Origin of the sequence: Methanosarcina sp. UBA289 (genome assembly GCA_002496565.1) — an archaeon.
In the GTDB taxonomy this organism is placed as follows: Archaea; Halobacteriota; Methanosarcinia; order Methanosarcinales; family Methanosarcinaceae; genus Methanosarcina.
The window spans coordinates 24423-38471 of sequence record DAKJ01000025.1; the positions used below are offsets into that span (position 1 = coordinate 24423).

At 31.6% G+C, this 14049-nt stretch carries 11 protein-coding genes; 3 read left to right on the forward strand and 8 right to left on the reverse strand.

What is annotated here, in order from left to right:
• Positions 1–6: 6 nt before the first annotated feature.
• Genes BP549_RS13900 through BP549_RS13910 form a run of 3 tightly spaced genes read right to left on the reverse strand, consistent with a single transcriptional unit; the run spans position 7 to position 3190 of the window.
• Entirely contained in the window at positions 7–1119 is a 1113-nt protein-coding gene (locus BP549_RS13900; RefSeq protein ID WP_292381587.1) for a glycosyltransferase family 4 protein, read from the reverse strand.
• A 56-nt stretch (positions 1120–1175) separates the two neighbouring features.
• Positions 1176–2216 (reverse strand): DUF354 domain-containing protein, encoded by a 1041-nt coding sequence (locus tag BP549_RS13905; protein WP_292381589.1) that lies wholly within the window; start codon positions 2214–2216, stop codon positions 1176–1178.
• Between the two features lie 17 nt (positions 2217–2233).
• Positions 2234–3190 (reverse strand): glycosyltransferase family 2 protein, encoded by a 957-nt coding sequence (locus tag BP549_RS13910; RefSeq protein WP_292381592.1) that lies wholly within the window; start codon positions 3188–3190, stop codon positions 2234–2236.
• A 1113-nt stretch (positions 3191–4303) separates the two neighbouring features.
• On the opposite strand from BP549_RS13910, the gene wecB reads away from it, so the two are divergent.
• From wecB to BP549_RS13925, 3 genes are all read left to right on the forward strand, one after another.
• A complete protein-coding gene (wecB, locus tag BP549_RS13915; protein WP_292381593.1) occupies positions 4304–5404 on the forward strand; it encodes a non-hydrolyzing UDP-N-acetylglucosamine 2-epimerase in 1101 nt (366 codons plus the stop codon).
• Between the two features lie 85 nt (positions 5405–5489).
• Positions 5490–5711, forward strand: coding sequence for a 3-hydroxyacyl-CoA dehydrogenase NAD-binding domain-containing protein (locus BP549_RS13920; protein WP_292381596.1), 222 nt, complete (start codon positions 5490–5492; stop codon positions 5709–5711).
• 446 nt (positions 5712–6157) lie between these two features.
• Positions 6158–7468 (forward strand): flippase, encoded by a 1311-nt coding sequence (locus BP549_RS13925; RefSeq protein ID WP_292381597.1) that lies wholly within the window; start codon positions 6158–6160, stop codon positions 7466–7468.
• A 531-nt stretch (positions 7469–7999) separates the two neighbouring features.
• Here the strand turns inward: BP549_RS13925 and BP549_RS13930 are convergent.
• The 5 genes from BP549_RS13930 to BP549_RS13950 all read right to left on the reverse strand — a co-directional run bounded on the left by BP549_RS13930 (position 8000) and on the right by BP549_RS13950 (position 14048).
• Positions 8000–9562 (reverse strand): hypothetical protein, encoded by a 1563-nt coding sequence (locus BP549_RS13930; protein WP_292381600.1) that lies wholly within the window; start codon positions 9560–9562, stop codon positions 8000–8002.
• A 773-nt stretch (positions 9563–10335) separates the two neighbouring features.
• The gene (locus BP549_RS13935) at positions 10336–11016 is read right to left on the reverse strand and encodes a nucleotidyltransferase domain-containing protein (protein WP_292381602.1); all 681 of its coding nucleotides are present in this window, start codon (positions 11014–11016) and stop codon (positions 10336–10338) included.
• A complete protein-coding gene (locus tag BP549_RS13940; RefSeq protein WP_292381605.1) occupies positions 11016–11669 on the reverse strand; it encodes a thymidylate kinase in 654 nt (217 codons plus the stop codon). Before BP549_RS13940 ends, BP549_RS13935 begins: the two co-directional genes overlap by 1 nt.
• A 36-nt stretch (positions 11670–11705) precedes the next feature.
• The gene (locus BP549_RS13945) at positions 11706–12920 is read right to left on the reverse strand and encodes a glycosyltransferase family 4 protein (protein WP_292381607.1); all 1215 of its coding nucleotides are present in this window, start codon (positions 12918–12920) and stop codon (positions 11706–11708) included.
• On the reverse strand, positions 12921–14048 hold the full coding sequence (locus BP549_RS13950; RefSeq protein ID WP_292381610.1) for a glycosyltransferase family 4 protein: 1128 nt from the start codon (positions 14046–14048) through the stop codon (positions 12921–12923).
• Position 14049 lies beyond the last annotated feature (1 nt).

Consider the following 14049-nt stretch of genomic DNA (forward strand, 5'->3'; position numbering starts at 1 on the left):
AGTATTTCAATCAATAGTAATTTCCTTACATAGCTTGTTGCCTATAGAATCCCACGAATACATCTTTATAAAGCCTCTTGGCAACTCCTTGGATTGAGGACTTTTCAAAGAATTAATCATTTTTATTATAAAATCATTCCAATTATCAGCAACTTTTAAAAAACCCTCAGTATTTTCACCAATAAGTCCTTCTGCACCAACACTTGTTGTTATTACAGTCTTTCCACATGATATTGCTTCTACAATTTTTAATTTTGTTCCACCACCACTAATTAATGGAGCAATTATAAGATCAGAGGCATTAATATAATCTTCAATTTTTTCAACATATCCTGTGAATATAATTGATTCATGTTTAAACTGTAAAGGGGGATTGGAACCAACTATTACAAACTTTGCATCAGGAACTGCTTCTAAAACAGGATCGATTATCTTTTCATAAATTATCTGTACAGCTTGTAAATTTGGAGTATAATTTAAACTCCCTGAAAAAATAATAATCGGCGATTCAACATTAATATTAAGTTTATTTGCAATTTCGTATTTCTTGGAAGGTTCAGGCCTAAACTGTAGAATGTCTACTCCATTTGGGACAGTAATAATTTTATTAATATTCACTCCAAGCTCATTTATTTGTTTTCGATCATCCTCAGACATACAAAATACTTTCTTTGAAAATTTGCAGCAATATTTTTCGAACATCCGTAATAGACCGGGATACTTCATTCCCATCCGCTTCCATCTTACATATTCAACGTTGTGCTCAGTGAGACAATATGGAACTTTTGTTAGAGCTCGAAAAATCATTGCGTGAAGTCCTGCCCAGATACCTTCAGCAATGATTAAATCAATTTTCTCTTCTTTTATTACATCAATACCTCTCAAAATTAAATAAGGGTGTAAGAGCTGCATAAACTTAGTTGATACTTTAAAACAAATCTTTTTTACATTTGGGAGAAAATCGCAATCATCTTGAGCAGAGTATTTTTTATAATAATCGCTATAAAACAAAAAAACAGAGTTAGAATTAGAGAGTTGTTTAGTCAAATTATAAACTCTAGTTGAAAAACCAGAATATATAGGGTATATTCTAAAAGGAGATATGATTAGTATATTCATATAATCACCAAATAATACAAAATTGGAAATAAAATATTCATAGAGTTTATAAAAGATCAAATTCTTAATTGATTTTCTACAAAATTCACCATAAATGCTGTTACGTCAATCTTGTCTCGCAGCAAAAGTTCGCCTTTTTTCTTTCCCTTTTGCCTTAGATTGGAACTATTCAGTAATTCAAGCGCTTTTTTTAAAGATTCCTTACCCATTGTCATTTCATCATTAAAGTTATAGACAAGATCATATTTCTCTTCTTCTTCATCAGTATACCCTAATCTGAGAGTATTCACGAAAATAGCATGCGTACCTAGCACAGCACATTCGGACGCCATTGTTGAACTTTCGCCATAAAGAAGGGTTGCATAATATAACAGATCATGAATATTTTCAGGGGAGACAGTAATTCGATATTTTTCAAATTCAGGAGGCAATGGACCTTCAGAAGTTATGAGAACTCGACCATACTTCTCAAAAGCTTTTACCGCATTTCTTTTGTCTTCCATAGTAAGACCACTTTGTCCGACATCATGGCTAGCACCCCAGGAAACAAAACGCATAACGATAAAAATATCATTTTCACTCAGCCCGATTTTCTCAAGAACTGCTGGATTGGGTGTGAAATAATTGGGATGCAAATATGCAACTTCATGATAACTGTCGTACCGAACCTGCTTCTTGCCCAGATTTTTAGTATAACATTTAGGAGTGCAAATAAGAGATGCAAAGGGAAAAGAGGCATAATTAATAAGCTTTTCATGCTCCGTGTCAGTAAACATGATACTCTTTCTGTTCAAGAGCAGGGCGACATGTGTAACTGAAGGATTCATTAGCCCAATAAGTATATCCGGCCTAAATTTTCTTGCAATATTTAGTAACTTTAAGTCTCTAGTAATCAATTCCATTCCAAGATTTAACAAACCTTTTCTAGCTTCACTTATAATTGTATACTTTATATTGTAAGCATCAAGAAGATTAATTGCAACATCTTTATTTCTCGCAGTTACAAGAATCTCATGACCTCTTTTTTCCATTTCCCAGATAAAATTCTTGATAACATGGACATCAGCTGGATGTACAATATCAACCAGTATTTTCATAGATCATCTTCCACGATTTACAGTTTGTTGTCACTTCTGATCTCGTACTCCAGTTTTTTCAACCTATACAAGATCTCGTCCTGAACCTTCCTCTGGGTTTTCAGGATATCAGCTATAATTCCAAGAGTCATTGTGGAGACTCCAATGAGTATTAGCAATACGGTTAGCACAGCTGAAGGCAAATTTCCTGCCACTATTCCTGTTTTCAAATATGCAAGCAACACTTTACTCCCAAAAATAAGACCTGCTAAAACAAAGAAGAGACCCAGACCAAAAAAGGTTGAAAGAGGATGGAAATCCCGGTAACCCCTCGCAATTGTCCCTCCTGCCCTCTTGGCATATTTCCAGATACTTGAGATGAGACGGGAATGTCCATCCCTTCTTCTGAATTCGATGGGGACTTCTTCGATCACAAGCCCGTAGTGAGAGGCTTGGATAAGGGTTTCCTGGACATAGGTGTAATCAGCCATGACATTCAGGCGTAAAGCACAGTCCCTGGTAAAGGCTCTGAAACCAGATTGAGCGTCAGAGACAGGAAACCCTGAAACAATTCTGGTGATGAAGGTTGCGATTCTATTGCCAATTTTCTTCTCGATTGGCATATACTCGATACGACCATTTGTACGAGAACCCAGGACAAAATCAGCTCTACCTACAAGGATAGGCTCTATGAGTTTACGGATTTCATTTCCGTTGTATTGCCCATCTCCATCGGTGTTTACGATTATATCTGCACCCATTTCAAGAGCTGTCTGAAGGCCTGCCCTGAAAGCAGGAGCAAGCCCTTTGTTCTTTTTGAAGCTGATAATTTTATCTGCGCCTGCCTTTTCAGCTTCCTGTACTGTCTTGTCGATAGAACCATCGTTTATAACAAGAACTTTAACCTCTTCACAACAGTCGCGGGGAATTTCTTGTATAACAGAGGCAATTGTTTTTTCTTCATTGTAAGCAGGGATCATTACTACTAATTTCATAAAATCACCAGATCAAAAAGTGAATTTGGGGGGTTTATTCCTGGATTCTCATACGAACCACTCAGGAGATGGGGTTGAGGGGTGCTTCTTTCGAGCTATCACTTATTATATCGACAACAATTTCGATGGCCAGTTGAATTAATATGGGATTATAGCTGGAAAGCTCGAACAACTAGACTATCATCACCACAAATTTGTGTTGTCGGCATAAAATCTGGCACGTTGGATTATATTTTTCAATGGGCACCTCTTCATTAAAGGCAGGAAGATTAATGTGAGATTCTACGGAACTGTCCCTTTAAAGCACGGTATTGTTCCTAGGCTATGCTGATAGGTATTCTTACCCACAAAGTATTTTGTCGCTCAATTTGAAGGTCCCCGAATACCTTATATACGTAAAATGGACTGCACACATGTCAAAAATATTTTTATTGTAATGACACTAGAACTACTTCATAGTCCTTATAATATTAATTTTTTAAAGTCAAATATGAAAAACTATTATATAAATTTACTGTAAATAACAGAAAGTTAGATCAGTAATTGATTATCAATATTATAAATTTACATCTTATATTATTTTTCACCTCAATGGTAATTAAAATATGGATTCATATAATTAAATAGAAAATCTTGGATAAAGTATCTCTGCAAATATAAATATTAGAAGATGTTTACCCCGAATTGTAAAAAGTTATATTTTTAAAAAGCTATTAAAGGAAATTAAATTATATTTTTATATATAACACAGACTATTTTTACATATAGAGAAAGGATCATCTTATATTCCCTAGGCTTGAGATCACTTACCATAACTCAAGGAGAAGCAATAAATAAAAGAGAGAAATTTTTGACGTAAAATAGCAATGTTTAAGATGATATAGAAATTTTTTTCGTTTTCTAAACGTAAATATATATAAAGGAACATATTAGATAGATAGCTATAAAAATTGAAAATATCATAAAAGAATAGAATTAGAATAGTGATATATGATTATAAAAGGTAGATTTATGAATAATAAAAGCAACCGATTAATTTAAATAATTACGAAGTGTAGTTCACTAAAAATTAAGAGAGACAGCGGGATTCTCATTCGAAGACGAGGCAAAATTATGAAGATTGCAATCATTCTCGGCACAAGGCCTGAGATTATAAAAATGAGCCCTATTATAAGGCAATGTGAAAAACAGGGCATTAACTATTATATTCTCCACACAGGTCAGCATTATAGTTACGAAATGGATAAAATCTTTTTTGAGCAGTTAAAACTCCCGCAGGCAAAATATAATCTGGATGTAGGCTCTGGCAAGCATGGGGAGCAAACCGGAAAAATGCTTGTAGCCATCGAAGAAATTCTGATTAAAGACAGACCAGATATCGTGCTTGTCCAGGGAGATACAAACACTGTCCTTGCAGGGAGTCTTGCAGCTACTAAACTTCAGATTAAAATTGGACATGTTGAGGCAGGCTTGAGATCTTTTGACCGGACAATGCCCGAAGAGACAAACAGAATTATAACAGATCATATTTCAGATTACCTCTTCGCCCCTACTGAGACTTCAAAAAAGTACCTGCTAAACGAAGGTATTTCCGAAGAAAAAATCTTTGTTACAGGAAATACGGTGGTTGATGCAGCCTATCAGAATCTTGAGATCTCTAAAAATAGAGCCAACGTCCTTGAAGAACTCAGCTTAAAGGAAAAAGAATATTTTGTAGCCACAGCCCACCGTGCAGAAAACGTGGATAATAAAGAACGCCTCGGAAGAATCCTTTCTGGCTTTTTGCAGATATACAAAGAATTCGGCCTTCCCATAATTTTCCCGGCTCACCCCAGGGCCGTGAAAATGATCAAGAAATTTGGTTTTAAAAGTCCTAAAGGAACAAGGCTGATTGAACCTCTTGGCTACTTGGAATTTTTACAGCTCGAAAGCGGGGCAAGAATGATCCTGACCGACAGCGGAGGTGTGCAGGAAGAAAGCTGTATCCTGAAAGTTCCCTGTGTAACACTCCGGGACAACACAGAGAGACCTGAAACGGTGGAAGTAGGTGCAAATCTGATTGCTGGAAGCGGAGAAAATATCATAGAATGCACAAAAAAGATGCTTGAATCCGATCCTGAATGGGAAAATCCATACGGATACGGAAACGCTGCAGAACTAGTCCTCCAAAGTATGATAACTGATTATAGTACTGAATACAGTGATGATACATAAGATCCTGAAGAAGTCCAGTACTGAAGAAGTCAGACTAATATTGAAAGTTTTGTTTTTAAAATATTTTCAAAAGGTGAAACAAGGAATGTCAAAAATTTGCGTGTTCGGTCAGGGATATATTGGCCTCCCAACTGCGATTCTTTTTGCAAACAGCGGTCATGAAGTTGTAGGCATTGACGTAAACAAACGTACTATAGATACCTTTAAAGAAGTCAAAATGCCCTTTGAGGAAAAGGTTTTCAGGAACTACTGGACTGCACTATTGCCAGAGAATAAAGAGCTAACCTCTTATCAAAGAAAACGATGATGATTTAAAAATAGCTATCTTGTATTTATAGAATCCATTATTCTATTCAATACTTATGACAAGCAGGTAAAACTCATTCGGGAAAAGCTGGGTATAATAAAAGTACAAAAATTCTGTCTCTTCCACTATCCGGAAGAATCAATCCCAGAAAAATCCCTCCACGAAACTGTCTACAACCAAAGTTTCATTGGCTTTATCGACAAAAAAATCCATCCAGTTTACAATCGACCTAATTTTCTTAAAAAGCGATCTCCATCTCACAGCCAGCACAACTACAGAGAAGATCAAACTGATGGAAAACCCTTTCTCAATGTCAATATTGACCTTGCCAATGAATTTCCAGATAGGGATTTGAAGAAGTAATGTATAGACGGATATGATTTTATTGTAGTACTAACAGATAATTCGGAGTTTGGAATTTTAAAGCTTGTGCGAAAAGTGGGATTATGTTTAGGGTAAAAAAAAACAAGATAATAGCGGATGTCCAATGGTCTTTTATTAGTTTGCTGGCGTCATCATTTGTTCAATTATTCTTAAGAATAATATTAGGTAAAGAATTAGGTCCCTCTGGACTTGGACTTTATACGTTAATATTCTCAATATATATGTTCGGAACGATTTTTGCATCTTTCGGCATTGAAGCAGCGATGACACAGTATATATCACGATATGTAGACAATTTAGATAGAATAAAAGATTCTGTAAACTCTGGGATTATAGGTTCACTTGCCAGTGGTCTGCTTATGGGAACTTTTCTATATTTATTATCAAATAGAATTTCACTCTCTTTTTTTCATAATCCTGAAATGATTATTTTATTAAAAATTACTGCATTATGTTATCCCTTTATAGCAATACAAAAAGCAACTTTGGGTGTTTTAAATGGATTGCGTGAGATGAAACAGTTTGCTTTTATTAATGTAATTCAAAATATAGCTATTGTTTTTTTAAGTGTATTTTTAGTCTTTTATTTTAACATGAATGTTATCGGGGCAGTGATTGGTTTTGTAGCCCCAACAATAATTACTGGATTATTATCGGTATATAGTATTAAAGAATATATAAGTATATACCCAAGCTTACACAGTGGACACTTCAATAAGCAGTTGGTAGGAAAGTTATTTTGGTTTGGATATTACACTGTGCTTGGGAATTCAATTTCAATGATAAATACACAAATAGATACATGGCTAATAGGACATTTCATGACTGACGTCCAGGTAGGTATTTACACAGTTGCAGTAATATTTATTCAAGGAATTACTCTACTTCCTAGTTCCATACAAAGAATAACAACCCCAATCATATCAAGGTATTATGGACAAAAAGATTATAGTTCTATTAAAAAATTAATTAAAGATGTTACTCTTAAGACATTTACATTAGTAGTTTTCTTATCATTATCACTCGCACTTTTAGGAAAGCATTTAATTAGTTTTTTGTTTACCGTTGAGTATTTACCTGCTTACGTTCCTTTATTGATTCTTTTAATTGGTTATTCAATTTATGCTCCATGGAGTGCTATAGGAGCTATTTTTTATAGTATTGGGAAAATAAAAGTATCATTTAGAATAAATATTCTTTGTGCTACTATGAATACAATAATGAATATAATATTAATACCAAAATTTGGACTTGTTGGAGCAGCCAGTGCAACATCTATATCATTGGTTTTTACCGTTTTAGTAAATACATATTTCATGTATAAATACTCCAACTTACTTTCGACATATCCAAGTAAATATGGTCACATCTAAATACAATATAACATTACCATACTTTAGTATAATTACATTTGTCAATGAAAAAATATGCCTACAATATGAGTTCTACAGAATTGCTGGAAGATATTAAAAATTGCTCTGAAGAGAGGTGTTTGAATAGAGGCAAACTTTTGCAAAAAGTAGATTTACTGCTGGAAAAACTTAACGCCAACATCTTTAAAAAATATTATTATTAAAGCCACTTTCCGCAGTAAATTTTAGTATATTCACAATATTCCTATTACGATTTTCAATCAAACACTAATTTATTGAATTGCTGTGCAGGAGTTAAAAACAGCGAGATGGCCATATTTAGATGCCAAAAACGATATCTTCCAATTTCACCAAGTTCCTATTTGACCCTCTATTATTTTAATATATTTTAAAAACGCTAGCGAGAGAAAATTGGGTGTCAAAAATACTGCAGAATGTAGGTTAAAGGAAGAGTTGAATGAATATTGGGAAAATATCCATTGCACACAGAATATCACATTATTATAAATAGTATTAATAGGTTGCAAAAATTCACTGGGCAATTGACACATAACCGTCATTGTATATCTCGTTTAAATTTATATTCTGCTTCAGATATTTAGAAGATAATGGTTCAAAAGTATTCCAAGCTTCTAAAGTTTGGAATTGAAGGTGTTTTTCATATAGAATCTCATTGATAACTAATAAACTATTATCTGAAGGATTATATGTAGAATCGACTATTTTTTTATATTTAGCATAACTTAAGCTATTAAAATTCATTTGTTTTTTGTCAAAAACATCTCCTAATGTATAAAATAGTTGATAGTGCCCGCTAGTATGAGCATCTGAATTAATCATATCGGAATCAGTATACTCAGAAATCCATCTAAAACTACTATTATATGTATCGATATCTACGTTTTGTTCGGGGCTTTCTATAAGATAATTATAAAATGAAAATATAGATGTAAGTATAAGCGGCATTATTAGAAATAATGTAATAAGCACTCTTAGATTAGAATTATTTAAACATTTTATACTAAATTGTTGATCACTGTTGAGCATTATTAAAATAAGTAGATAAGAAAATGTTGATAGAATTCTAGTTCCAAGAGTCCCTGTAGAAATAAAATATATAGAGATAAATAAAATATCAGAGATAAAAAGAGATGTCAAAAACATGTGATTCTTCGAAACATTTTTTTTTCTAAAAATATTAATTGCAAATTCTATTGCAAATATCAACATAATTATATATGCCAATAGATCTCCCAAGTATCGTATTATATCAACATATTCTAAATAGATCTGTAAGCTATGGTTATAAGTAAAAGCCCCCGTAAATGAACCTTTGTTGAAAATTGATGAAATACTAATAGATCTAAATTGTTCCGAGTTTAAGATATTATTGATCGTATTTTCTCTTAAATAGAACCAAGTAAATAAAAATGATACAGTGTATAAGATTAAAATGTTCCATAGAGAAAATATTTTATTGTAAGAAACATTATACAGATTAGAGATTATTATATAAATAATTAATATAAGATAAATCATTGAATATTCTGAATGCCAAAGTAATCCTAATGTAATCCATGAAATAAATGCAACAAAAAATAAAGATATATAATTAGATTTTCTTCTTTCATCTAAGAAAGAGAAAGAGATCATGAAACATAAAATTGTTGAAAACCCTAAAACATATCCTGCTAATATGCTTGAAGGATTTGTGCATATAAGTATAATTGGATATAAAAATGAAGCGATAGACTTTATTTTATGATTGCCGTCCATAATACGAAAGAATAAGATGTATGAAAAAATAATAGATAAAATAGAAGCAATACCAGTAATATTGCTAATAAATATAGCATTTCCCCTAAGTAAAATGGACAAAATTTGCATGAATATTGGATATGCTATAATTGATTTGAATGGCGTATTCGTTAAATTAGGCAAATAGATAAATGGTGCATCGCCCTTTAAATTAGGCAAATAGATTGCAGAAAATACTTGAACATGATAAAAACCCAAAAGTGATTTAGGCAAAAGTAGAAGAGTTGCGATCAAAATTAAAGTAAAATATAATAAAGTAGCCGAATTAATTTTCATTTTATACCCTCTTCAAATTTCACGGTAATACCTGACTTTGGCAATTCGGTCAAATATTTAATTTATCAAATCCGTCAATCCATTTATTTAGAGCTCATCCCAAAACTGATTTTATTTCTGCATCAATAAGAGCTTAAAAATTCTTTTCCTAATAAAAGGATCAGTTATTTATTTTAAATCTGAGATTTAAAAATATAATATAGTAGTAAGATGAGCTTTTTAATAAATCCGCCTTCTTTTGCAGGGATTTTCATCTTCAAATTCCATTATCATTTCTTTTACCAACTTTCAAAAATCTCTAAAAACTAAACCAGAGTGAAAATGAAGAAGCCTGATACATTATTACTCGTCCGTTCAGTCTCTTGGAACTATTTAGATAGATATTCTAAGATCAAAGTTCTATAATTATCTGTCTAAGAGTTGGATATACCTCCTAATTAGCTTATAGAGATTTACCTTAGTCAATGTTTACCAAAGATAAATCTTTCTTCAGCATTTAGGAGCTTAATCATTATTTATTTTTAATAACTATAGCATACTTTAAATCTTTATTAAGTGAGAGTTTATATTGCCCTAGTCTTCTTATTTTCCTGAAGCAGGAATAATTCACCTTCTTCATTTTAATACAATAAATATTCCAAAAATTTAGCGCCTTCAAAAGACTTTTCTTTGATCCATAGTTTTGAGAGTATAATTTACAGAATATCCGCATACTGACTATATATCAAATTTGAAGAGATGTTCTTTTAATATGTGCCCCTAATTTATAACCATTAAAGAGATGCGAACATATTTGTTAGGCTTCCAAAAGATTCAACATTTTTATAATATAAACTCATAGTTTTATCAACTTCATAGAGTATAATTGGAATTTCGTTCTTTTTTAGATCATAATCTTTGATATCATTTATAACATAAATATCGAGGGGAAATTTTTTGAAATTTGCATTTGTTCGAAGTGAAAACAATAATAGATAAGAGCAAATTATATTTTTGAATCCAGGTTTTGAGACAATTTTTACGTCAACATCAGATCCTAGATGGAATTTTCCAGCAGTTAAACTTCCATAAATTGCGACACCAAGAATAAATTCATAATTTTTGACTCTTTTTTGCAATTTATATAAAGAATCTATATAAAATTGTTCATTATTTTCATGAGGATTACGATATTTTTTAATTCTAGTGCTCCAAATATTTGTGGCAAAAATCCAGTTTAGTGAATGAGCCACAATGAATGAAATTAAAAAACTGATTGGTGTAGAATAATAATTTATAAAAAAGATAGTGAAGGCTAAAGTTAAGACGAGATCTATTAAAATCTTAATAATTAATTCGGTTTTTGAAGCAAAAAGCAAACCTTGAAAAAACCAATTTACCAATCTCAGTATGAAGAAAGCAATTTTCTCAGGAAACTTAGGTAATATATTTTGATAAACAGCACAAATATCCATTAGTATACCCCAAAGTTTTTAGCAATATTAATATGAATCATCTCAATGTCTAAATTATTCTTTATAGTAGGGATTCCAAATTCTTTAGATATCATGAAATAGACATCTCTACGAAGTCTTAAGGATTTATCATGCAATAAGTCAGTCCTTCGGTTACGGATAATTGATTCATCTAAATCAATCAAAATAGTCTGAGTGTCTTGAGGTATTAATCGAAGGAATAGCTTCCCAATTAACTTATTGTATAACTTAAAATCATTTGTGTCAATCATTAAATCTACGAGAGTGTCATATATAAATCTGTCAGAAATAATTGTGTAACCCAAAAATTTGAGTGGGATATATATTTTAATGAAATACATTGGTAATATATCAATGAAGAGAATCCAAGGATATATAAAAGAAACAATCTTAGATTTATAGAATTCATGTTTCCCAACTCTTTTAGTTCCCTCTCCTTCATAAACAGTTAAACCAGTTAATCGACAAACTGCAAGTAATGGGAGAGAAAAAAAATGGAAAAAACGAAACCATGTGTATTTACAAGTTATGTTTTTATTTCTTAATAAATTAAGCAATTTATGCGCATGTGTTGTTTTTCCAACACCATCTACTCCTATAATACAAAGAAGTGAAGGTTTTTTTTCCATCATCAGCCCTCTTTAACTACAAAAACTCAGATAATTGAGTTATACTATAATCTGCTCAAAAAGTTTTAAGAAATTTTGAGTTATTTGATCCCACTTTGGATATTCTAACATATATTCTCTTGCTGTCACGCCTATTTTTTCTCTTATACTCGAGTTAGAGTAAAGATAAAGTATTGATTTAGCAAGAGCAACGGAATCGTTAGGATTTACTAAATACCCTCTACTTTCAGCCAATAATTCAGGAATTCCGTCAACTTTTGTTGATATTACAGTTTTTCCTAGAGACATTACTTCTAAAATACTAGTAGGAGTATCGGATTGAACAATTTTGAAAGGCAAAGCAATTACATCTGCCAGCACTATAAATTCTTTAATATCATTGCGTTCTAGAAATTTAGATATGATAATAGTGTTATTTTGAATACCTTTTTTGCAACATAAATCTTTAATATAGTCATCTTCTTTAATTAAATTATTAGAACGACGTCTAGAAAGTATTACCAACTGTAAAGAAGGAACTGTCTCCTTGACATTAGAAACAGCCTCAATCAAAGTATCTATGCCTCTCAGCGAAAGAGGAGAACCTAAATATAGTATAATAAAATTATTTTTGTCTATAATCTCAAGTTTTTTGTTTTCCACACTAACCATATCAGGTAATTCTAAATCATAATCATGAATTCCAGGTGGAATTACGAAAATATCATTATCTAAAAGACCGTATTTCATTAAAGATTTTTTACTGTTTTCGTTTAATGTTATAACTTTTTTTATTGAAGGCAACATCAAGACCTTCTTAATAAATAAATTAGGGATGAAAGAATTAATTACGTAAAGAAGAAGAGAATTAAAATTACGAATGAGTTCACTTAAACCTAAACTTAAAATATAACTTAAATCATAAAATGTACTTTGCCATAGAACAACTATTGGTTTATTTATTGTCTTAATTGTTTCATAAAAATAAAAGCTTGTATTATTTAATGACCACAAAATGATATCTGGAGAATACTTTTCGATAACGGAAATTAAATGATCGTTTTTTCTAAAGGGTAAGGAACGAAGTGTGTCTAAGCGAGTGATGTTTATACCATCTATATTATCCTCAGTAGGTGATGTAGAGGAACCATCAGATATAATAAGAAGATCGATGTTTTTTGAAGTAATGCCTTTTGAGATTTCATAAATATATCTCCAGGGTTGTAATCTAATGTTTGACAACTTAAAATCAAAGCATACGACTGCAACTCGCATTTAGTTCTCACCTATTAAAGAGTTATAAAGAGAAATTATATTATTTGAGATCGAATTCCATGTAAATCGATCTTCAATTGTTTCTCTCGCTTTCATTCCTAATGTTATTCTCAAATCGTCGTTTTGAATTAAAAAAGAGATTTTCTCAGCCATCTCTTTTGGTGCTTTTGGAGGAACTAAGATACCATTTTCCCCAGAAGAAATAACATCGAGATTTCCACTTACACTGGTTGCAACAACGGGCAATCCACAAGACATTGCTTCTAATAAAACGGTTGGTAGGCCCTCATAGTGAGAAGGAACAACATGTATGAATGCATTTTGGTAATAATGGATTAATTTTTGTTTTGAAACATGTCCCTTAAACAAAAATCGATCTTCCAAATTTAGTTGCTTTACTTTATTCACGATTTTATTTTTAAGAACTCCGTCTCCAACAATAACAAAATTAATATCTGGATATTTGTTACAAATGTATTTTCCACATTCAACTAAATCAAATAGACCTTTTCGATAGGCAAGACTTCCTACATATAAAATATATTTCTTATTGCATTTTTTATCAATTGGCACGAAAGTATTTTCATCGACACCATTGTAAATTATATGTAGATTGTTATAATTAATTCTATATTCATTAGCCAATTCTTGAGTTACAGTAGAGGAGACAGTAGTGATAATTCTAGATCTTTCAAGTAGTTCTTTTTCTATATGATAACTAACTATACTTTGAGCTTTTGCAGCATAAGAAAAGAGTCCTACCGACTCAAAATTAATAGTGTCTGTTTTCATTGGAGTATGGAAGGTACTAATTATTGGTAAGTTAGTTGATATTACCGGTGCAAGAGGAGAATGAATATGAACAATATCAAATGAAGATTCTAGTTTTTTAAATAGTTTATCCGTGAAAATTTTATGGAAATGTACATGAAAAGGATAGATAGGAATAAAGGTCGGTTTTAATATATTCATATCTTCATATTTATATTTTTTAAAAGTTAAATCACCTCTAGTTATTAGAGTAACTTTGTGACCTTTCAAAATTAATTGTTTGGAAAGATTATAAACATAATTACCTATACCCTCTCTAGGAGGAAAAGGTGTAGAAAACACAATACAGACATGCATT